At 37.4% G+C, this 22,420-nt stretch carries 17 protein-coding genes and 2 tRNA genes; 10 read left to right on the top strand and 9 right to left on the bottom strand.

The features are described 5' to 3' along the window. Nucleotides 1-2: 2 nt before the first annotated feature. On the bottom strand, nt 3-1,616 hold the full coding sequence (locus ACRD7B_RS20690; RefSeq protein WP_430826568.1) for a RagB/SusD family nutrient uptake outer membrane protein: 1,614 nt from the start codon (nt 1,614-1,616) through the stop codon (nt 3-5). A 12-nt stretch (nt 1,617-1,628) separates the two neighbouring features. Further along, on the bottom strand, nt 1,629-4,634 hold the full coding sequence (locus ACRD7B_RS20685; RefSeq protein WP_430826567.1) for a SusC/RagA family TonB-linked outer membrane protein: 3,006 nt from the start codon (nt 4,632-4,634) through the stop codon (nt 1,629-1,631). A 637-nt stretch (nt 4,635-5,271) separates the two neighbouring features. Here ACRD7B_RS20685 and ACRD7B_RS20680 point away from each other — a divergent pair. From ACRD7B_RS20680 to pgmB, 3 genes are all read left to right on the top strand, one after another. After that, nucleotides 5,272-6,309, top strand: coding sequence for a LacI family DNA-binding transcriptional regulator (locus ACRD7B_RS20680; protein WP_430826565.1), 1,038 nt, complete (start codon nt 5,272-5,274; stop codon nt 6,307-6,309). Between the two features lie 410 nt (nt 6,310-6,719). Beyond that, nucleotides 6,720-8,081, top strand: a complete 1,362-nt coding sequence (locus ACRD7B_RS20675; protein WP_430826564.1) for an MFS transporter — start codon at nt 6,720-6,722, stop codon at nt 8,079-8,081. 6 nt (nt 8,082-8,087) lie between these two features. Next, complete coding sequence (pgmB, locus tag ACRD7B_RS20670) at nt 8,088-8,744, top strand: beta-phosphoglucomutase (RefSeq protein WP_430826563.1); 657 nt, start codon at nt 8,088-8,090, stop codon at nt 8,742-8,744. 12 nt (nt 8,745-8,756) lie between these two features. On the opposite strand, the gene ACRD7B_RS20665 is transcribed toward pgmB, so the two are convergent. After that, a complete protein-coding gene (locus tag ACRD7B_RS20665; RefSeq protein ID WP_430826562.1) occupies nt 8,757-8,948 on the bottom strand; it encodes a hypothetical protein in 192 nt (63 codons plus the stop codon). On the opposite strand from ACRD7B_RS20665, the gene ACRD7B_RS20660 reads away from it, so the two are divergent. The 3 genes from ACRD7B_RS20660 (at nt 8,949) to elbB (ending at nt 14,002) form a co-directional block, all read left to right on the top strand. Further along, nucleotides 8,949-11,261: a family 65 glycosyl hydrolase domain-containing protein gene (locus tag ACRD7B_RS20660; protein WP_430826561.1), complete on the top strand. Its 2,313-nt coding sequence runs from the start codon at nt 8,949-8,951 to the stop codon at nt 11,259-11,261. A gap of 155 nt (nt 11,262-11,416) precedes the next feature. Continuing rightward, complete coding sequence (locus ACRD7B_RS20655) at nt 11,417-13,258, top strand: alpha-amylase family glycosyl hydrolase (protein ID WP_430826560.1); 1,842 nt, start codon at nt 11,417-11,419, stop codon at nt 13,256-13,258. Between the two features lie 87 nt (nt 13,259-13,345). Continuing rightward, nucleotides 13,346-14,002, top strand: a complete 657-nt coding sequence (gene elbB, locus ACRD7B_RS20650; RefSeq protein WP_430826559.1) for an isoprenoid biosynthesis glyoxalase ElbB — start codon at nt 13,346-13,348, stop codon at nt 14,000-14,002. Between the two features lie 68 nt (nt 14,003-14,070). On the opposite strand, the gene ACRD7B_RS20645 is transcribed toward elbB, so the two are convergent. From ACRD7B_RS20645 to ACRD7B_RS20635, 3 genes are all read right to left on the bottom strand, one after another. Next, nucleotides 14,071-16,260 carry a glutamine synthetase III family protein gene (locus tag ACRD7B_RS20645; RefSeq protein WP_430826558.1) on the bottom strand — a complete coding sequence of 730 codons (2,190 nt, stop codon included), beginning with the start codon at nt 16,258-16,260 and terminating at the stop codon, nt 14,071-14,073. 307 nt (nt 16,261-16,567) lie between these two features. Beyond that, on the bottom strand, nt 16,568-17,935 hold the full coding sequence (locus ACRD7B_RS20640) for a dipeptidase (RefSeq protein WP_430826557.1): 1,368 nt from the start codon (nt 17,933-17,935) through the stop codon (nt 16,568-16,570). Between the two features lie 276 nt (nt 17,936-18,211). Continuing rightward, nucleotides 18,212-18,922: a YebC/PmpR family DNA-binding transcriptional regulator gene (locus tag ACRD7B_RS20635; RefSeq protein WP_430826555.1), complete on the bottom strand. Its 711-nt coding sequence runs from the start codon at nt 18,920-18,922 to the stop codon at nt 18,212-18,214. Nucleotides 18,923-19,058: 136 nt separating this feature from the next. Between ACRD7B_RS20635 and ACRD7B_RS20630 the strand changes: the two genes are divergently transcribed. After that, the gene (locus ACRD7B_RS20630) at nt 19,059-19,361 is read left to right on the top strand and encodes a hypothetical protein (RefSeq protein WP_430826554.1); all 303 of its coding nucleotides are present in this window, start codon (nt 19,059-19,061) and stop codon (nt 19,359-19,361) included. 1 nt (nt 19,362) lies between these two features. On the opposite strand, the gene ACRD7B_RS20625 is transcribed toward ACRD7B_RS20630, so the two are convergent. From ACRD7B_RS20625 to ACRD7B_RS20615, 3 genes are read right to left on the bottom strand one after another with little or no spacing between them, the layout of a single operon-like run. Then, nucleotides 19,363-19,860 (bottom strand): flavodoxin, encoded by a 498-nt coding sequence (locus ACRD7B_RS20625; protein WP_430826553.1) that lies wholly within the window; start codon nt 19,858-19,860, stop codon nt 19,363-19,365. Between the two features lie 50 nt (nt 19,861-19,910). Further along, on the bottom strand, nt 19,911-20,552 hold the full coding sequence (locus ACRD7B_RS20620) for an O-methyltransferase (RefSeq protein ID WP_430826552.1): 642 nt from the start codon (nt 20,550-20,552) through the stop codon (nt 19,911-19,913). Between the two features lies 1 nt (nt 20,553). Beyond that, complete coding sequence (locus ACRD7B_RS20615; RefSeq protein ID WP_430826550.1) at nt 20,554-21,774, bottom strand: M16 family metallopeptidase; 1,221 nt, start codon at nt 21,772-21,774, stop codon at nt 20,554-20,556. Nucleotides 21,775-21,952: 178 nt separating this feature from the next. On the opposite strand from ACRD7B_RS20615, the gene ACRD7B_RS20610 reads away from it, so the two are divergent. From ACRD7B_RS20610 to ACRD7B_RS20600, 3 genes are all read left to right on the top strand, one after another. Further along, nucleotides 21,953-22,028, top strand: a tRNA-Phe gene (locus ACRD7B_RS20610). 104 nt (nt 22,029-22,132) lie between these two features. Beyond that, nucleotides 22,133-22,205, top strand: a tRNA-Phe gene (locus ACRD7B_RS20605). Between the two features lie 35 nt (nt 22,206-22,240). Beyond that, nucleotides 22,241-22,420, top strand: a 180-nt coding sequence (locus ACRD7B_RS20600) for a GIY-YIG nuclease family protein (protein WP_430826549.1), incomplete at its 3' end; no start/stop codon positions are given.

Here is a 22,420-nt window from a genome sequence, read left to right as displayed (position 1 = left end):
TATTAATAATTATCATTTTGCTCTGCGTTCGGATTAGCAGCCAATTCAGAAGATGGTATTGGGTAAACATTTCTATGAGCATCTAATGCACGCCCATCTTGAACACCACCTTTCCACTGCCACAAATAATCACCCGAAGTAAATTTACCAAAGCGAATTAAATCCTGACGACGATAACCTTCCCAATAGAACTCGCGCCCTCTTTCCTCTAAAAGAAAATCAAGGGTTAATTCTGCTTCAATGATATTATTATTATCATCTCCATAACCTCTCTCAATAACATCATTAACGTACTCAACAGCTTTTGCCATAGTTCCATTTCCCCCTCTAACTACTGCTTCTGCATACATTAAATATGAATCTGCCAATCTAAACATAGGAAAATCTGTATCAACAAAATAAGGATCAGAACCATCAGCACCAGCACTAGTTCTGTTTTTAAACTTAGTAACATTAACACCTTGCGTATAATCCAATGGGTTATCCATATCTAGGCCAGCATTAATTACCATAGTAGTAGTGTGATCAAGCGTTTCTTCAATATTTTGAGTTGCTCCACGTACATCACCACCTGGACGCATTGTAAACTTATCATAAACAGATCGAGTTGCATGGTTACCGCCCCAAGCACTTGAAGGAATGCCAACATGATTACTTAGTGCACCATTTGTTCCAGCAGACATAATATACTGTGAAGCCGAAAAACCTTGTGTCTTAGAAGCATCTAAAGCTAACCCAAAAATAATCCCTTCAGCAGCATCATTATCAGTAGAAAACAATTTACGATAATTTGATTCCAACGAATAAGCTGCATTCACCATTTCTGTATACTTCACAACCTCATCATAACTCGACTTTCCCTGTACGGGATTTTCTACTCCAGAAAAGTTTACAGCATTGATATACATTTTGGCAAGCACCATATAAGCTGTTCCAGCATCCATTTGTCCATAACTAGCAGTTGCAGCTGCTGGTAAATCAGGAATAATCTCATCTTCTAACTGAGATACTATCCAGCTAAACAACTCAGGCCTTGGAGTTGGTGTAGGATAAGCCTCACTTGAGTTTTCCTCAATAATGGCCATTTTTCCAAACAAATCAATTCCATGATAGTAGGCAATTGCTCTTACTAGTTTTGCCTCAGCTCTCATCTGCTTAATCGCTTCTGGATTAGCATCAACAACAGAACCACCTGAAGATTCTCTTAAGAACTCATTGGTTAATGAGATCATATAATAAAGGCGATAAAACATACCTGCAACAAATTGGTTATCAGCTGACCAAACACCGTTTTGAATCGCCACTAAACCACCATCGTTCCATGCATTCATTGCTTCTCCAGTTGGTAAAGTCTGGAAATTCCAATAATTACGAAGGTACGCAGACATACCACCATCCTCAATTGTTGATAAATCACTCTCGTTATCATCACCATACTGACCAGAAACATTATAGCTACCATAAATTTTAGCTAAAACTTGCTTATAGCCTTCAAGCGTTGAGTACACCTCATCACCAAATACCAAATTTGGGTCTATTGGCTTCACATTTAAATCATCCTCACAAGCAGTAAAAATGCCTGCCAGAAGGAATATATATACAAATATCTTTTTCATTTTCTTACTTTTTTAGAATCCAAAATTAACACCAAACATGATTGTTGTAGGTCTAGGGTAGATATTATTATCAATACCGTTGAACACCTCTGGATCAAGACCTGAATAATCGGACACTAGCCATAGATTTTGCCCCGTTAAAGACAATCGTAAATTTGAACCTTCAAGACCAAATACAGAGTCAAAACTATAACCAACTGATAAATTATCTAATCTAAAGAAGTCAGCATTCTCAATCCAATGTGAAGAAAAATCTCTTTGTTCATCAGAATATAAGAAGTTTGTTTCGGAACCAGCTCTCAATTTATTTGATAACGAACCTGTTGTTGCGTTATAAACATTGTCATGATTAGCTCCACCACTTGCAATACCATTGTAAATCTGAGCACCTAATTGAAATCTTCCACTTAGACTAAAATCCCAATTTTTATAACGTAAGGTTGAATTAATACCGATAAGGTAGTCTGGCGTAGAGTCACCATAGTAGATACGGTCATCAGAGTTGATCACTCCATCACCGTTCTGATCAACATACACTCCTTCTAAAGGGCTACCAGCCTGATCATAAACCTGCTCGTAAACGTAGAAACTATTAACAGCTTTACCAACAGAGTTCATCTGAATAAAATTACCTGAACCTAAATCTCCTGAAGGTACACCAACGTAATTTGGATCATCAACAGCAGTTAACTTTGTAATTTCATTTCTATTGTAAGTTAGGTTACCTCCAAGTTCCCAGTAAAAATCTTGCTTAGAAATAATTCTACCTAATAAGTTTACTTCTACACCTTGATTCTCAAGGCTACCTACATTAGAAACAACACGGTCAGATAAAGAAGTACCTGCAGCAACCGTAATCATATTAAGAAGATCAGTTGTTTCTCGATAATAATAATCAACAGAACCACTTAATCGGCTATTGAATAATGCAAAATCAACTCCAACATTTGTACTTGTTGTCTCTTCCCATTTTAAATCAGGGTTGTACGCATTTGGCCTATAAGTATTATACCACTGATCACCAATGATATACATTGCACCATTGTCAGACAAAGTATAGGTTCCATAACCAACATAATCATTACCTGTGACATCTTGCTGACCTGTAATCCCCCAACCAAAACGTAACTTTAAATCAGATACAACATCTACGTCTTTTAAAAATGATTCTTCTTTCATTTTCCATGCGAAAGCAAATGCAGGGAAAGTACCCCATCGATTGCCTTCTGCAAATCTCGATGTTCCATCACGACGAATTGTACCAGTTACTAAATACTTATCATTTAAAGTATAATTAAACCTCCCGTAATATGAAATCAGGTAATTTTCACCAGCAAACGGTCGGTCTGTAGTAGCAGGGTCACGATAATTATAATAATCATTCTCGAAGTTATATCCTTCATTTTTGAAGTGTTGCCAAGAGTAACCTCCCATTACATCAAAAGTATGGATACCAATAGTCTTTTGGTATTTTAGATACATATCCAATACTTTGTTTGTTTTTTCCTGCTCATACATCGTTTTGATACCTCTAATATCTTCGTTCTCATATTCCGAGGCTGCATCTGGCGATACAACACGACTACCATCACTATCTGAGTGATCGAGCCCAAAGTTTACAACAGCGCTCATTTCAGGTAGGAAATGAAACTTATAGTCCAAACTTAAGTTTACAATTGAACGTTGAACATCCGATTTATCAGTTTGCTGCTCTAGTAAACCAAGCGGGTTTCTTGGCGCAAAAGCCTGTGGCAAACCAGTTGCTGCGTCAATCCATTCCCAATATCCACCCCATTGTTCTCCATTTGGATGTTCATAAACATTTCTAACTGGTTGAGTAGGATCCATACCTACGGCTGCACCAATAGCTCCTTCGTTAGCAAATGAATTCTTAACAAAAGTAGTTTTTACATTAAGAGCAGTTTTTAAATGATTATCTAAGAAAGTTGGATTAAGATTTAAACTCAATGCATGTCTTTCAATGTTAGACGTTTTCAAAACACCATCTTGGTTATTATAACCATAAGAAAAGCGATAAGGTAAGAAATCCAATCCACCTTGTAAGCTAATGTTATGATCTTGACCAAATGCTGTCTGATAAATTTCATCTTGCCAATCTGTACTTGCTTCGCCCATTGCTGCAATGGCATCTGGTGTTGGATTATTAGAATCTGGTCCATATAATTTATTAACCAAGTCTCTATACTCACTTGCCCCATAAACATCCACTCTATTATTCGTTGCTCCAACTGAAAATTTACCAGAATAATTGACTGATAAAGGCTGACCTTTAGCCCCTTTCTTAGTGGTAACAATAATTACACCATTGGATGCTCGCGAACCATAAATAGCAGTTGCTGATGCATCCTTTAATACTGTAAAAGTCTCAATATCATCAGGATTTATTGTTGCCAATGGATTAGCAATACCATTAATTCCATCAGATGACACAGGTACTCCATCAATAACAAAAAGAGGTTCATTATTCGCTGACAAAGAAGCTCCACCGCGAATTCGAATTGTTGAGCCTGCGCCAGGAGCACCTCCACTAGATGTGATCTGCACACCCGAGGTTTTTCCAACAATAAGGTCCTGAGGAGAAGCGATCGCACCTTGATTAAAATCATCAGCTTTTACAGCAATTAGTGACCCTGTTGCATCTTCTTTTTTCACCGTACCATATCCAATTACAACAACTTCCTCCATACCAATTACATCCTCTTCAAGAGCAATGTTTATTGAACTACTTGTTGCAAGAATTTCTTGGGATTTATAACCAATAAATGAGAATACAAGTGTTTCGCCACTCTCCAAATTTAAAGTATATCTTCCATCCGGTGTGGTAATGGTACCATTTGTTGTGCCTTTAACCGCAACGGTAACACCTGGTAAAGGCATTCCATCTGTTGCATCTGTTACAACACCAGTAACAGCCATTTCCTGTGCATGTACATTCAGAAAACTGAACATTGCAAGAAAAAGAAACAGTAACTTAAATAAATTACACTGTTTTTTCATAAAACATAGATTTTCTTAATTATTAAAATAAACAATCGTTATCCGCTTAAGGATTTGTGGATTTCTGTGGAATGTGATACTGCTAATACCTTTAAGCCTGTGTTTATTTTTACCTAACTGATGGTACAAACATAGATATAATTGTCAAAAATGTAAACACTTTTTAACAGACACGAACACTTGTTTGCAGAAAATTTACCGCAAACGATTGCGGTGTCGTTTGCGGTTCCGATTGCGAAAAATAAACATGTTGTATAACATGTTTTTATTTTTTGCAACACACTCAATTACGTACCATAATCTAGTTAAAACAGCAGTATGATCACATGCTTAATTACTCATAACCAATCTAATTACACAACAACCCTTCAAGTATCTCCTACAACTTTCATCATCCTGTAAATAATTTAAACCCTTCATTTTTTTCAGTTTTCACTATTTCACTTATGCTATTTTCGCAACAACTTTATTCGCAAAACTTGCTTTAAACGCAGGCTTTTTTAGTATATTTATCTATTATCTGGGCATTACAATAGATTTTGATCACTAAAATGGCACGATAAAACACCTCGTATGAAACGAGTATAGTAAGCCCCTTTGTGAGATCAATATGCCCGTAATATGAAAATTCAGTCAAATGAAATCACATCCAATAACAATTAAGGACATAGCACGCGTATTAGGCATTTCACCATCTACGGTTTCAAGAGCATTGAAAGACCATCCAGATATTAGCCCTAAAACCAAAAATTTGGTTAAAACCTTCGCAGAGAAAGTTAATTATCGTCCCAATGCATTGGCATTAAGCCTAAGGAGTAGCAAAACAAATACCATTGGAATTGTGATACCTGAAATTGTACACCACTTTTTTTCAACAGTTATTAGTGGCATTGAAGATGTTGCCTACGGCAGAGGTTATAATGCTATCATTTGCCAGACAAATGAAAACTACCAAAGAGAAGTCATTGATCTACAAGCATTAATTGACAATCGAGTAGACGGCATTCTTGTTTCGATGAGTAAAAACACCCATGAGTTTACGCATTTTAATAATGTAAAAGAGAATGGAATTCCTATTGTTTTCTTCGATCGCATATGTGAGGCACTCTCTACTGACAGGGTTATAGCTGATGATTTCGAAGGAGCCCGTATCGCAACACGACATTTAATCAATCAAGGTTGTAAGAAAATAATGCACCTGGCTGCACCACAACACTTATTAATAGGTAAAAACAGAAAGGAAGGTTATTATAGTGCCCTTAAAGAAAGCAAACTTGAATGTGAAGAACGCTTAATATTAAAATGCGATACGCGAGAAGCTGTATTCGCCAAAGCAGATGACGTAATACGTCTCGCCTCTGAAATTGACGGTATTTTTGCCGTAAATGACAGTACAGCTATTGCCGTAATGCAAGTTTTACAACGCAACGGATATAAAATCCCTAAAGACATTGCAGTAGTCGGCTTTGGAGATGGACCAAATGCTAACATTGCCTACCCCCCATTAACCACAGTAGAACAAAAGGGCTACGATATTGGACAAGCCGCCATGCGTCTATTAATAGGTCATATAGAAGAAACTGTTGAAGATGATGAGTTTGAAACCAAGATATTCACGCCCGAATTGGTTGAACGTACTTCTTCTCAGTATGGTATTGATTTTACTTATAAATAAACCTTTCAATTTACTAACATTCACCCTAAGCCAGGAACAATTGATTACTTATCGCAAACGTTTGCGAAATTGCTGCTAATATTTTTTTAAATAAAATTAACAATTACTTAATATATTCCGCAAACGTTTGCAATATACACTACACTATATTTCAGCACACTTACAACTCTGCACCGCAACTCCCTTACCAAGCCTTTTATTGAATTAAAACTTATATTTGTAATGGATTTATGTGAATTGTGACTTACCTGTTAATACCTTTACTAGCTATGTCAAGCTAAGTAATGTTTTGTCTTACCTATTGATTTTATGAGTATTTGTAAATATGCTATGCTTACAATTTGACACTTTATTGAAGGTTTCATATAGTAAAGTATTTTTACATACATACTTAATTAAAATTTGTTTGTATGAAAAAAATGCCTCGTCTTTCTTTTTGGCAAATCTGGAACCTCAGCTTCGGTTTTCTAGGTGTGCAATTTGGTTTCGCATTGCAGAATGCAAATGCAAGTAGAATACTAACAAGTCTGGGTGCAGATCCGCATTCACTATCTTTCTTTTGGTTGGTAGCTCCTATTATGGGACTTATGGTTCAACCTATTGTTGGTGCTGCCAGTGACAAAACATGGACACGCATTGGACGGCGTTCACCTTATATACTTGGTGGAGCTATTGTATCGATGATTGCCATGTTTTTTATGCCCAATGCCCCACTCGTGATGAAAGCAGGCGGTGCTGGAGCCTTAATGTTTGGTGTTGTAATGCTAGCCCTAATGGATGGTTCGTTTAATGTTACCTTCCAGCCTTTTAGAGCATTAGTTGCCGACATGACACCTGAAGAACAACGTAATGTTGGTTATTCTGTACAAAGTTTTTTAATTAATGTAGGAGCTGTCATTGGTTCTGCCTTACCGTTTATTTTAACCGCTGCAGGCATTGCCAATGAAGCAGACACTGGTAAAGTTGCCCCGTCTGTCATATGGTCATTCTATATCGGAGGTGCCTTATTATTAATAAGTGTTTTGGTAACCGTTTTTAAAACGAAAGAATATCCTCCTGAAGAATTTGAGGCTTATAAAAACATTACTGAAGAAGATAAGGCACAGAAAGAGAGCTTTTGGAAATTACTTCTGAACATGCCAAAAACAATGAAGCAACTTTCCATTGTTCAGATGTTCTCTTGGTTTCCATTATTCTTATTATGGGTGTATTCTACAACTGCAATATCCCAACATTATTTTGGAGTCCCAATTGATTTTGACGCTAATAACGAAGCGGACAAATCATTCCGAGCTGCCTTTGATGAAGCGGGTAATTGGGTTGGAATTTGCTTTGCCGTTTATAGTTTGGTTGCAGCATTATTCTCCATTGTGATGCCAAAACTAATTTCTCTAACAAATAGAAAAACAGTTTACAGTGGTGCTTTATTAATTGGAGGATTAGGTTACATATCAACTTTATTCTTCGACAACCAATACATGCTTCTATTTTCATTTGTTGGAATTGGTATAGCGTGGGCAGGTATTCTGGCAATGCCATACATGATTTTATCAAGTGTAATCCCTGCTAAACGAATTGGCATATATATGGGATTATTCAACCTAACAGTAGTTGTTCCCCAGATTCTTAGTGGAATATTCGGCGGACCAATTCTACGAAACTTTTTTGGCGGTCAAGGTATTTATGTATTAGTAATGGCCGGCATTATAATGGTACTTGGTGCCATATCCGTATCGTTTATTAATACCAATAGTAAAGCAATTAACGAATAATTTAGCATGGGACAAATTAAAGCATGTTTGTTTGATTTAGACGGGGTTATAGTTGACACGGCAAAGTATCATTACATCGCCTGGAAAGCATTAGCTAATGAGTTGGGCTTTGATTTCACTGAATTAGACAACGAACGATTAAAAGGAGTAAGCCGCATGGCATCCTTAAATATACTTCTCGAAATTGGTGGAGTAACACTAAGCGATGAAGAAAAGAAACGACTCGCAGAGAAAAAGAACGAGAACTATCGTACTTACATTTTGGAGATGAAGCCTGACGAGATTTTAGACGGAGCAGAAAGTTTCCTGAAAGAACTAAAGGCTAAAAACATTAGAATCGCTCTAGGTTCGGCTAGCAAAAATGCCATGACCATTTTAGAGCGCCTCGAATTGACACACTTATTTGAAGCCATCATTGATGGTACAAAAGTATCTGAAGCCAAACCAGATCCAGAAGTCTTTCTTAAAGGAGCCGATGCCCTAAATGTTGAACCGGAAGAATGTGTTGTTTTTGAAGATGCCGAGGCAGGTGTTGAAGCCGCTTTAGCAGGTAAGATGCGTTGCGTCGGAATTGGCTCTCCAAAGGTTTTGGGCAAAGCAAATATCGTAATCGATGGTTTGCACCAGATGGATTACAACAAGTTAATGAGTCTTCAGGACTAACTGAAATTGTTTTTAATTGGTGAGTTTCAACATTCGCCAATGTGGATTCTTAGAGATAAAACGATGAAACGAGCCATCCGAATTGAAAATCGATGAAGTCAAACCTTTCTCACTAACGAGAATGGCTAATCCTGCCCCACTATAGTTATCGGGGCTATTGGGAGGCGAGTTCCATGTGACCTTTGTAAAACAAGTATTAGACACATGAAAGAATATTTAAAACACGATGAATGGTGTATTATTGAGGAAGGGTTCAATCCTGAGAATCATAAATCATCAGAAAGTATATTCAGTTTAGGTAATGGAAAAATGGGTCACCGTGCCAATTTTGAAGAGACCTATTCTGGGCCAACCTTACAAGGAAGTTATGTTGCGGGTATCTACTACCCCGACAAAACGCGCGTTGGATGGTGGAAAAATGGATATCCGGAGTATTTTGCAAAAGTACTTAACAGTCCGAATTGGATTGGTATTGATGTACAAATTGATGGACACTATCTTGATTTATATACCTGTCAAACAGAAAATTTTACACGCACATTAAATATGCAAGAAGGCTACATCCAACGTAGTTTTATTGCCATACTTGATGCTGGTAAAAAAATCAAGGTCGACGTCAAGCGTTTTATTAGCATGGCAGATACCGAAAATGGTGCCATCCGTTATTCTGTGACTCCAATCAACTTTGAAGGGAAAATTGCATTTACACCTTACCTCGATGGGGATGTTGTAAATGAAGATTCCAACTACGACGAAAAGTTCTGGAATATTCTGGAAATGGAAGCCCACCCTGGCGAAGCATATCTACTTAGTGAAACCAAAAAACTAGGTTTTAGAGCTGGCTTTGGAATGAAAATTAAAGCCCAACTTGAAGGTGCTGATGTTAATATCACACCCGAAGTCATGAAAAAAGAAGGCTGGGTTGGTAACCGAATTGAAAAAGAAATTAAAGAAGGTGAATGTTTCACACTAGACAAAATAGTAGGTGTGACTAGTTCACTTAATTACGATAAAACAGCGTTATTAGCTGCTACTAAAAAAGTTACTGCAAGTGGTTTCGCCAAAGGCTTCGATGCCCTTTTTGCTGACCATGTTAAAGAATGGTACAAGAAATGGACACACAGTGACATTAAAATTAGTGGTGACATTGCTGCACAACAGGGAATCCGTTTTAACATCTTCCACTTGCATCAAACATATACAGGAGAAGATGAGCGCTTAAACGTGGGGCCTAAAGGATTCACTGGCGAAAAGTATGGTGGAAGTACCTATTGGGATACCGAAGCTTATTGCATTCCTTTCTTCATTTCAACAGCACCATCTGATGTTACGCGAAACCTATTGATTTATCGCTACAAACAGTTGGACAAAGCCATAGAGAATGCTGAGAAATTAGGATTTAAAGATGGGGCTGCGCTCTATCCTATGGTTACCATGAATGGTGAAGAATGCCACAACGAGTGGGAAATTACCTTTGAGGAAATCCACCGTAATGGCGCAATCGCTTTTGCCATCCATAATTATATTCGTCACACAAATGACAATGCTTATTTGGCGGAATATGGTTTGGAAGTGTTGGTGGCTATTTCACGATTCTGGGCACAAAGGGTGAATTATTCCGAAGCACGTAAGCAATATGTGATGCTTGGAGTTACCGGACCAAACGAGTACGAAAATAACATCAACAACAACTGGTACACAAATAAGATGGCCAAGTGGTGCTTAACATACACTGCTGAAGCCATTGAACATGTGAAACAAAGCAATCCGGAAGCCTTCAATACAATATCGAAGAAAATCAACTTAGATGATACTGTTGAAGTAGCTAAATGGAATGACATTGCGTCCAATATGTATTTTCCTCACAACGATGAGTTGAATGTATTTATGCAACAAGATGGTTTCATGGATAAGGATCAAACTCTGGTTGCAGATTTAGATCCTGCTCAACGCCCAATAAACCAATATTGGTCGTGGGATAGAATACTACGAAGCTGTTACATTAAACAAGCAGATACTTTACAGGGTATTTATGTGTTCGAAGATGAGTACGACACAGAAACTATAAAACGTAATTTTGATTTCTACGAACCACGTACGGTTCATGAATCCTCTCTTTCGCCTTGTGTTCACTCTATTCTAGCTGCTAAAATCGGGAAAACCGAGAAGGCTTATGAAATGTATTTGCGTACATCGCGTCTGGATATTGATGATTACAACCACGAGGCACACGAAGGCCTGCACATTACGAGTATGGCTGGCACCTGGATGTCGATTGTTGAAGGATTTGGTGGCAAACGTGTATACGATGGTAAACTATACCTTAATCCTGTTATTCCAGCCGAATGGAAAGAATATGCTTTCCGCTTGACTTTCCTGAATAATGATTTAGAAGTCATTGTCAGCTCTAAACAGGTTGAAGTAGTTTCGCATGCAACAGATGTAATTGAGTTATCGGTTTACAATGAACTTGTAAAAATTGAACCTGGTAAATCATCCATTGTTAAAGTTAAATAACAACTAAAATCAAACTGTTACATACAGTTCGCATTCATATTAACCAAAGGGAAACATTAATGTTTCCCTTTTTGTTATATCAACTTCAGGTAGTAAGTACATTGCTTCTTTTTTAGTACTTTTATGCAGGAAAGAAGAAAAAGAACACCTGTTTTATGAAGTTAAGTTTTAAGACTATAATCCTACTTATTTGTTTTTATGTTTGTTCGATAAACATAAATGCGCGCAATATTGATGTAAAGCTACAACCCAACAATTGGTGGAAAGGTATGAAGTATAGCAACATTACTATTGTTGCTGAATCAAGTTTCTCAAATAGCGTAAGTGTATCAATTAACCACCCGGGAATTAAAGTTGTTAAATCATACCCCGGCGAAAACTTCAAATACCAATTTATTGAGATAAGTATTGATGAAGATGTAGCTACTGGCACTTTCCCAATTCGTTTTTTCGATTCAAATGGTAATAAAGGCATAGCACAGTTTAGTATACAAAATAGAATCCCCCACACGGGCGAACGCTCACTTTCATCTAGCGATATTATTTACCAGATAGTTCCAGACAGATTTAGCAACCGCGATACCAAAAACGATAAAATTAATGGCTATTTTGAAAGGGTTGATCGACTTAATCCGATAGGCATTCACGGTGGCGACTTACTGGGGATTACCTCAAACCTGGAATATCTCGAAAGATTAGGCATAACCTATATTGATCTATTACCTGTTGTTGAGAGTAACCTCATGATGCAATCGTACCAACGAAATGGCGGTACCAATTGGTATCAAATCGATAAGCGTCTTGGAAATAGAGATAACTACTTACAACTTATCAGCGAAAGTCACAAACGAGGTTTAAAAGTGATGCAAACAATGGTATTCCATCAAATAGGCAAACAACACCCCTGGTATATTCAGCCTCCATTTAAAGACTTTTATTACCATTCAGAAGACAAATATCTGGATAACTCAAATGCCATTCTAAGTGACCCTTACCAATCAGACTACGATAAAAACACCGTATATGCTGCATGGCAAGAAATGAGTACACCTAGTTATAAGCAAAGCAACCCTTTACTTCGCAAGCTACTCATACAGAATGCCATTTGGTGGATTGAAAGCAGCGGAATAGATGCACTTAAAATTGACCACATTGCGCATAACAATGTTGAATTTTTAAACGAACTTTTTATCGCATTAGCGGATGAATATCCTTCCCTGCCAGTTATTGGTGATAATAAAAGTGCACAACAAGTAAACACTGCCTATTGGCAAGAGATGGCGCTTACTAGTCAACTAAACAACATTCATGCAATTGATTACCCAATAGCTATCGCTACTTCTGATGCATTTTCTGATTTTCGCGAAGGGCAGGAAGGCCTTGATGATGTATATCAATTACTGTGTCAGGATTATACCTACAAAAATGCCAACAACAATATTGTAATGGCGGATAACCATAATCTTACACGAGCATTTTCGAATGCCGATAAAGATTTAAAACAATTAACCATGATGATGGGATTAGTGCTTACCACCAGGGGCATTCTTTCCATTTTATACGGTACCGAGTGTTTACTGGACGGAACAGTAAATAAAGGATTAGGCCACATCAGAAAAGATATGCCAGGCGGCTGGGATGGAGATAGTAAAAACGCCTTTAATCAAACTGGTTTATCATCGGAGGAGAAAGATTTCCAAAACTTACTGAAGCAATTGATTAATTGGCGAAAACAAAACAGCGATCTTTTCACTGGTAGCTTTAAGCACTTCAGGCCAGAAGAAAACACCTATGCCTACTATAGACACAAAGACAATAAAGCAGTGTTGGTTATTATTAATAATGGAGGCGAACAAAGACGTATTAAATCGGCTAAATACAATGAGATTTTGAAACACTTTTCAAGTGGATACGACATTGTTACCAATCAGGAATATACGGATTTTGACATGATAATTTCGTCCCCAAAATCAATACTTATACTACACCTCAAATAAGAAGAACGATTTAATCATCTTCATTTACCATTTTATTTTAGTTGATGAAAATTGTAAATTAGCTAGCCAATAGTAAAATTCACAATTATGGACACATCAAAAAAAATAGCAGTTATACTCTCAGGTTGCGGCGTATACGACGGTGCCGAGATTCACGAATCAGTTCTTACAATGCTGGCCATTGCAAAACACGGCGCATCATACACATTATTTGCGCCTGATATAAATCAACACCATGTAATCAATCACATTACAGGTGAAGAAATGAAAGAAAATCGCAATGTATTAACCGAAGCAGCTCGAATAGCGCGCGGAGCAATTCAGCCACTTTCGGATTTTAATATCAATGAGTTTGATGCACTTATGCTTCCGGGTGGATTTGGTGCTGCAAAAAACCTTAGCTCCTTAGCGTTTGACGGACCAGATTGCGATGTGGAACCATTAACTGCAAAAGCCATTCAGGATACGCACAAGGCTGAAAAACCAATTGGCGCCTTATGCATTGCTCCTGCAGTTTTGGCCAAGGTGATTAATAATATTAATGTAACAATTGGACAGGATAAAGGCACAATAGAAGCCATTGAGAAAATGGGCAGTAAGCACACCTTAAGTAATCATGGTGAAGTTACCATTGATAAAGAAAATAAGATTGCCACAACTCCATGTTACATGTTAGATGCCAATATTCTTCAAATTGAAGAAGGTGCAAATAATGTGGTAAAAGCTGTACTTGATATGATTTAAGACTTAAAATTAAAAGCCCGCATCGGAATGATTCTTCGATGCGGGCTTTCTAATATATGAGCTCTTTTCTATCTGTGGAATAATAATTCACGGAATTTAGGCAATGGCCATAATTCATTATCAACAATCAATTCTAGTTTGTCGATGTGGTAACGAATGTCATCCAGGAAGTGACGAACTTCTTTATCGTAAGCATATGCCTTTTCAGTCTCACCTTCGATGGCATTACATTTCTTACGAGATTCCGTCATTTCAGCAACCTTAGCTTTAATCGAACTAATATGCGCTGAAATAGTTTTTATTAATTCTTTACGAGGTCCAGCCAAAGCATCAAACTCTTCTTCCGAAAAGATATCACGCATTCCCTGAACATTCTGAATTAATTGAGTTTGGTAAGCCACAGCCGTTGGAACAATGTGGTTAATGGCAAGATCTCCCAATACACGAGACTCAATCTGAATCTTCTTGGTAAATTTCTCCATCTCAACCTCAACTCTTGCCTCAAGCTCGCGCTCAGACATAATACCTGTACTAATTAATGATTTCTTAGCTGCAGGCTCTAGGTATTTCGACAATGACTCAGGCACAGAAGTAATGTTTGTTAAACCACGTTTAGCAGCTTCCACTTTCCAATCATCAGAATAACCATCACCATTAAAACGAATTGGATTCGACTCAAGAATGGTCTTTTTAATCATTTGGAAGATGGCTTCATCTTTCTTAACCCCTTTTTCAATAAGCGCATCAACATCCGCCTTAAATTCGGTTAACTGAACTGCCATTGCAGCACTTAAGGCTGTAAGTGGAGAAGCACAGTTAGTGGTTGAACCAACAGCACGGAATTCAAAACGATTACCTGTAAAGGCAAATGGTGAAGTTCGGTTCCGATCTGTATTATCTAACAAGATCTCTGGAATACGACCAATACCTAATTTTAAAGCAGTTTTCTCATCCGGAGACATCTTTTGATCCGTAATTCTTTCTGCTAAATTATCTAAAGTATCAGCAATCTGAGAACCTGTAAATACAGAAATAATCGCCGGTGGTGCCTCATTAGCTCCCAAACGGTGACTATTAGATGCTGTTAAAATAGTAGCGCGTAATAAATCCTGATTTTTGTATACAGCAGCAATGGCATTAACCACAAAGGTTAAGAACTGTAAGTTTCCTTTCGGGTTCTTACCTGGCGCTAATAGCACAACTCCCGTATCTGTTTGTAAGGACCAGTTGTTGTGCTTACCTGAACCATTGATACCTGCAAATGGCTTTTCGTGTAATAATACTTCGAACTGGTGGCGACGAGCGATACGCTTCATCAAATCCATCACCAATTGGTTATGGTCATTTGCTAAGTTAGCTTCAGCATAAATAGGAGCTAGCTCAAACTGATTTGGAGCAACCTCGTTGTGACGTGTCTTAACAGGTATACCATGCTTATGCGATTCAATCTCCAGCTCAATCATAAATTTGGTCACACGCTCTGGAATAGATCCAAAGTAGTGATCATCCAACTGCTGATCTTTTGAAGATGAGTGTCCCATTAAAGCACGACCTGTAATCATCAGGTCAGGGCGCGCCTGATACAATGCCTGGTCAATTAAAAAATATTCTTGCTCCCAACCTAGGTTCGTATGAACTTTCTTAACCTCTTTATCAAAATATTGTGCTACCCCAACAGCTGCTTTATCTACTGCTGCAAGCGCTTTTAAAAATGGTGTTTTGTAATCTAAGGCTTCACCCGTATATGAAATAAATACGGTAGGAATACAAAGTGTTGTACCCATAATAAAAGCTGGTGATGACACATCCCAAGCCGTATATCCACGAGCTTCAAATGTTTGACGAATTCCACCATTCGGGAAAGATGATGCATCTGGCTCTTGCTGAGCAAGAAGCTTACCTGAAAAAGCCTCAATCATCGTATCGTTATCACCATAATCGATAAAACCATCGTGTTTCTCAGCTGTACCATCAGTTAATGGTTGGAACCAGTGAGTATAGTGAGTTGCTCCATGCTCCATTGCCCATGCCTTCATGCCTGAAGCAACATTATCAGCAATTTTACGATCAATTGACTCCCCCTTATCCATTGCAACTTTTACAGCTTTATAAGCGTCGCCTGAAAGATACTTAGCCATTGAGTCCTTATTAAAGACTAATTCGCCATAATAATCAGTTGCTTTAGTTGAAGGAAAAACTACTTCCTTTGGTTGTCTGTTCATCAGCTCCCCTAGAGCTTGAAATCTTAATTGCGCCATAATTTCTTTCTTTTTAATCGAGTTAGCAGGAGCAAAAATAGATTATTTTTTCAATTAGAAGTAATTTTGAGGGGTATTTTTAATAATTTATTACTTTTTATCCACAAAAAGCTTCATTTTGAAGATTAATATCAAATATTTTATAATCTTTCACAAAAACACCCCTAAAAAACACCAGCACTAAATACAAAAGTTAAACCCACAAAAAAATCACCTACCCTTTAAAAAAAAGAATAGGTGATTAAATAAGATATATCAAAAATAGAGATCACCCCGATTACAAACCAGGGGTTGATAAAATAACTCCCTATTTCATTTCACTAAAATACTTGTAGAAATATGGAATTGTTTCAATACCATTAAAGAACTGCTCCAATGGGAAATTCTCATTTGGTGAATGAATAGCATCAGCCTCAAGACCAAAGCCCATTAATACCGACTTAACACCCAATATCTGTTCAAAATCAGATATAATAGGAATAGATCCTCCACTGCGAACTGGAACAGGTTTTTTGCCAAAAACAGCCTCATTCGCCTTCTCTGCTGCCTGATATGCAGGCAAATCAATAGGACAACCATAAGCTTGACCACCATGCAAGTGCTTAACTTTCACCTTAACGTTATTAGGTGCAATCGACTCAAAATGCTTAATGAATAATTCTGCAATTTTCTCATGATCCTGATCTGGAACCAAACGAGAAGAAATCTTAGCATATGCTTTCGATGGCAATACAGTTTTCGCGCCTTCGCCAGTATATCCACCCCAGATACCACATACATCAAACGATGGACGAATACCAGTACGCTCATTTGTACTGAATCCTTTTTCTCCAGCAAGCTCTTCAACATCCAATGCTTTTTTGTACTCTTCTTCACTATATGGAGCTTTGGCCATCATAGCGCGTTCAGCATCTGATATCTCAATTACATCATCGTAAAATCCAGGAACAGTAATATGTCCATTTTCATCTACCATTTGTGTAATCATATTAGCCAATACATTAATTGGATTAGCAACAGCACCACCAAACAAACCTGAATGTAAATCGCGATTTGGACCAGTTACCTCAACTTCCCAGTAACATAAACCACGTAATCCTGTTGTAATTGTTGGCACATCTGGTGCAATCATACCCGTATCTGAAACTAAAATAACATCAGACTTCAACAATTCTTTATTATCTCTACAGAATTTAGGTAAGCTTGGTGATCCAACTTCTTCTTCTCCTTCAATTAAGAATTTAACGTTACATTTCAATTGATTGGTACGTACCAAATATTCAAACGCCTTGGTATGCATGAAACCTTGTCCCTTATCATCATCAGCACCACGGGCAAATATTTTACCATCACGAACTTCCGGCTCAAATGGAGGAGATGTCCATAATTCCAAAGGCTCAGCCGGCTGCACATCGTAGTGTGCATATACCAACACTGTATGATACGACGGATCAAGAATCTTTTCTCCATAAATAACAGGATTACCTTCTGTCTCCATAATCACTGCCTTATCAGCACCACCTTCAAGTAAAAGCTTCTTCCACATTTCAGCACAGCTATACATATCATCCTTATGCTCTGGCTTAGAGCTAATAGATGGAATGCGAATCAACTCAAATAATTCATCCAGAAAACGTTGCTTATTGTCTTCTATGTATTGTTTTAAATCTTGCATGATAGATATTTATATAATTATTATTCAGATTGAAAAATACATATCTTAAAAGCAATAAGCAAGGATAAAGCTCATGATTTGCATCACTATTTAAATTGATACTAAATAATGTTAGTCCTTCAGTATAAAGTACGAAATCCGTATCAGATAAAAACAGACTCTTTAGCAAACAAAAAACGGCAAGTGAATTAACACTCGCCGCTTTAAAATTTCATACCCAAGAAAACCTTTTAACCAACTTGGGTTAATTTCGGACTTTCTACATCGGACTACAAACTATTTAATATTATTAAATACATTGGTCACATCATCATCCTCTTCGAACTTAGCCAATAGCTTTTCAATATCAGCATTTTGCTCGTCAGTTAATTCCTTTGTATCCTGCGGAATTCTCTCAAATTCTGCCTTTTCAATTTCAAAGTCATTCTCCTCAAGGTATTTCTGAATTGGTCCAAAACCTTCGAAGTCACCATAAATTAAAATACTGCCCTCATCTTCGAAAATCTCCTGCACTCCAGCATCAATCAATTCAAGCTCTAACTCTTCCAAGTCAATGCCTTCCTTCATTGCCACCTTAAAGTTACACTTGTGCTCAAACATATAATCTACACAACCTGTAGTACCAAGCGAACCACCATTCTTGTTAAAATAGCTACGTACATTGGCAACCGTACGCGTTGTATTGTCGGTAGCCGTCTCAACCATAAAAGCTGTTCCGAAAGGGCCATAGCCTTCGTACACTACTTCTTTATAATCGGCTGTATCTTTACTTGTTGCTTTTTTAATAGCACGCTCAACATTATCCTTTGGCATGTTGGCTGCTTTAGCATTTTGTATTAATACACGCAGGCGTGAATTAGCTTGAGGGTCAGGGCCCGCTTCCTTCACACACATGGTTATTTGTTTTCCAATCTTTGTAAATGTTTTGGCCATTGTTCCCCAACGCTTTAGCTTGGAGGCCTTTCTGTATTCAAATGCGCGTCCCATTATATTTTAATATTCTAATTGTTTTTGCGAAGCACAAATTTAAAGTGTTTTTCGAATAATCTGTATTAAATACAGTATTTTCTATTTTTTAATCAAACTTCTACATGTCCCAAATTGCCCCATATACCATGGTTTGATGGAAACGTGGATTTTATTATTTTTGTGCCATACAAGCACAGAGCTAAGAATGGCCAAAAAGCAGAGAAAAGAAAAAAGGGCAATTATTAATAGAGAGAAAGCACTCAAACGCAAGCACACCGCAGCCTTTTTACTTAACGATAAAGAAAAAGATGCAATAGCCACCTATTGTGACAAATATAAAATCAGTAATAAATCAAAATTTATGCGCGAAGCTGTAATGCGCGTTGTTATGGAGCAGTTTCTTGAAGACTACCCCACCTTATTTGAAAAGAAAGACATGGATCGCTTGATCAAATAAGCTACTTCAACTCTTTCCTCAACTGAGTCACCCACTGTTTAACTCTCACATCAGTCATATCAGGCTCATTATCCTCATCCAGCGCTAAACCAACAAAACGATCATCAATTACAGCTTCTGATTCTGAAAAATCATAGCCATCAATTGACCAATCGCCAATTACTTTCCATCCCTTATCTACAAGAAGATGGTAAAGTTTACCCATGCCATTACAGAAAGAATCGGGATAGGTACCTTGATCACCACAACCAAAAAGCGCAAAAGTTTTATCCGACAAATCCAGTGACAACAATAAATCAACAAATAATTCGAAATCATCCTGCAGGTTGCCAATTCCCCAAGTAGAGGTACCTAATATGATAAAATCATAACTCAGAATATCCTCACTTCTCAAATCATTAACCGCTACACACTCAGCATTTGGCCATTGAGAATTTATTTTCTCTGCAACAAATTGCGTATTACCTAAGGATGACCCATAAAAAATTGCCGTCTTCATATAAGATGATTATTGATTGAATGATAGAACGCCTCGGATTGGCAATTTGTTTATTTCTTTCGAATTAAAAATATGCCATCCCTAAAGGGTAAAATAACTTTTTCCACTCTGGAATCCAACTTAATCTTCTTATTGAAATCTAATATACCTTTTGTATACGTATCATTCGGATTTACATCCTCAACCACTTTTCCATCCCATAACACATTATCTGCTAGTATATAAGCGCCCGAATTAAGCTTATCAAAAATCAGATCATAGTACTCATTATACAAACGCTTATCACCGTCCATAAACACCAGATCATATTTTTTATCTAATGTTGGTATAACTTCCAAGGCGTCGCCTATGTGCAAGCTTATTTTATCGCCACACCCCGCTTTGTTTATAAACGATGAAATAAAAGGCTCCAACTCATCATTAATTTCAATGGTATCAATATGAGCTTCTTTTTCCAAGCCACCTGCCATACTAAGCGCAGAATAACCAGTGTAAGTTCCTATTTCCAACACATTAGTTGGTTTTATCATCTGGCAAAGCATTTTCAAAATCTGCCCTTGCAAGTGTCCACTCAACATGCGTGGCTGAAGCATCTTCACGTGTGTTTGACGATTCAAATCCTTCAACACCTCTCCCTCCTCGTCAATATGATCTAATATATATTGTTCTAATTCGATAGATAAATCAGTCATCTTATTGGTAAATTAAGTACGATAAGTTTTTATCATCTAAAATCTCATTGGCAATACCTTGCAAGTCCTTAGCTGTGATTGAATCAATCTTTTTATAAATCTCATCCAAACTATCAACCTGGTTATACATCAAATAACTTTTGCCCATGGTTAGCATCAGGTTTTCTCTGTTATCTGCTGAAATTGCCAACTGACCTTTCATTTGCCTGGCTGCCTTAAGTAATTGCATACTTCCCAAAGATGCATCCTTCAATTTTTTTAACTCACGATCGATAATTGAAAATGATCGTGACAAATTATCATGATCGGTGCCAAAATAAATATTAAAAACACCAGTATCGTAATAGGGAGTATAACTTGATTCAACATTGTAAGCAATGCCATTTTTTTCACGTAAGGCCATGTTAAGACGTGAATTCATTCCCGGCCCACCTAACAAGTTGTTCAATAAATGTAAATGCAAGCGCTTGGGGCTTTTATAATCATAGGCCGTTGAACCAATTAACACATGACACTGATGCGTGTTTTTTTCAAGCGTTAGTGATTGAGGTATATAAAGTCCTACATTTTTTCTTTTATGCAGCCTTGGGTTCGCAGGTATAGTTCCAAAGTATTTTTCAGCCCATAACTTTATTTTTTTGAAAGAAACATCTCCAACTGAACAAAACACCATTTCATCGGTATTGTAATTGTTTTGTATGAACTTTTCAATCTCCTTCTTTCCAAAAGACTTTAGATGTTCAGGCGTACCCAGGATATTTCGCCCCATGGCATCGCCAGCATATAACATCTCCTCAAATTCATCAAAAATTAATTCAGCCGGACTATCCTTGTAAGAATTAATTTCATCAACAATTACTTCTTTCTCTTTTTCAATTTCTTTTTTGGGAAAAGTTGAATTAAAAGTTATGTCGTGAATTAAATCAATGGCTCGCTCAAAATCTTCTTTCAAAAAAGAGGCATATAGGCAGGTCTCCTCCTTAGTCGTGTAGGCATTAAGCTCACCTCCCACATCGTCTAGGCGACTTAAAATATGAAAAGCCTTCCGCTTCTTTGTACCCTTAAACACGACATGCTCAATAAAATGAGCCATACCATGCTCATCCTCCATCTCATCTCGTGAACCTGTATTTAAAATCAAGCCACAATACCCTACTGCCGACTTATCTTGCTTATGAATGATGCGAATACCATTCGCTAAAGTTATATTCTGATATTCCATGAAAAAATTATGAGGCGCAAAAATACTAAATATCAAGCAAATTAGTATGCTTCTCGCGAAAAAGGAAAACTAAAAAACAAAAAATGATTTTGTGTTCAGAAATCTTTATGTATATTTGCACCGCATTTCGAAGGAAATGTCCCTGAAAGCCCCATTATATGGGCAATTTTAATGATTTGGTGCCATAGCTCAGTTGGTAGAGCAATGGACTGAAAATCCATGTGTCCCTGGTTCGATTCCAGGTGGCACCACCAGTCAGAAAAGACTGATTTTAGGGTTTGTTAGTTTCTGTGGGGACAGATTCTAATAAAGGGTAAAGGGTTATTGTTTGTTATTTTTACTTAGGTGAGAATAACTCGGTGCCATAGCTCAGTTGGTAGAGCAATGGACTGAAAATCCATGTGTCCCTGGTTCGATTCCAGGTGGCACCACCGAGATGAAGGGTTATTTCAAAAGAAATTTTGAGATGACCCTTTTTTTATACGATTTTAAGCAGCTCTTTTCATTAACTTCAAACATGTACTTTTACGTTTACATTATAAACTCTCCTGCCTTTGACAAATACTATATTGGTCAAACACAAGACTTACACCAAAGAATAGAACTGCATAATTCAGGCTGCTTCAAAAATTCTTCAACTAAATTC

It is taken from the genome of Carboxylicivirga fragile (assembly GCF_050589805.1).
GTDB lineage: Bacteria > Bacteroidota > Bacteroidia > Bacteroidales > Marinilabiliaceae > Carboxylicivirga > Carboxylicivirga fragile.
Note: the sequence above shows the minus strand (reverse complement) of the source record. Positions and strands in the feature narration are given on the sequence as shown.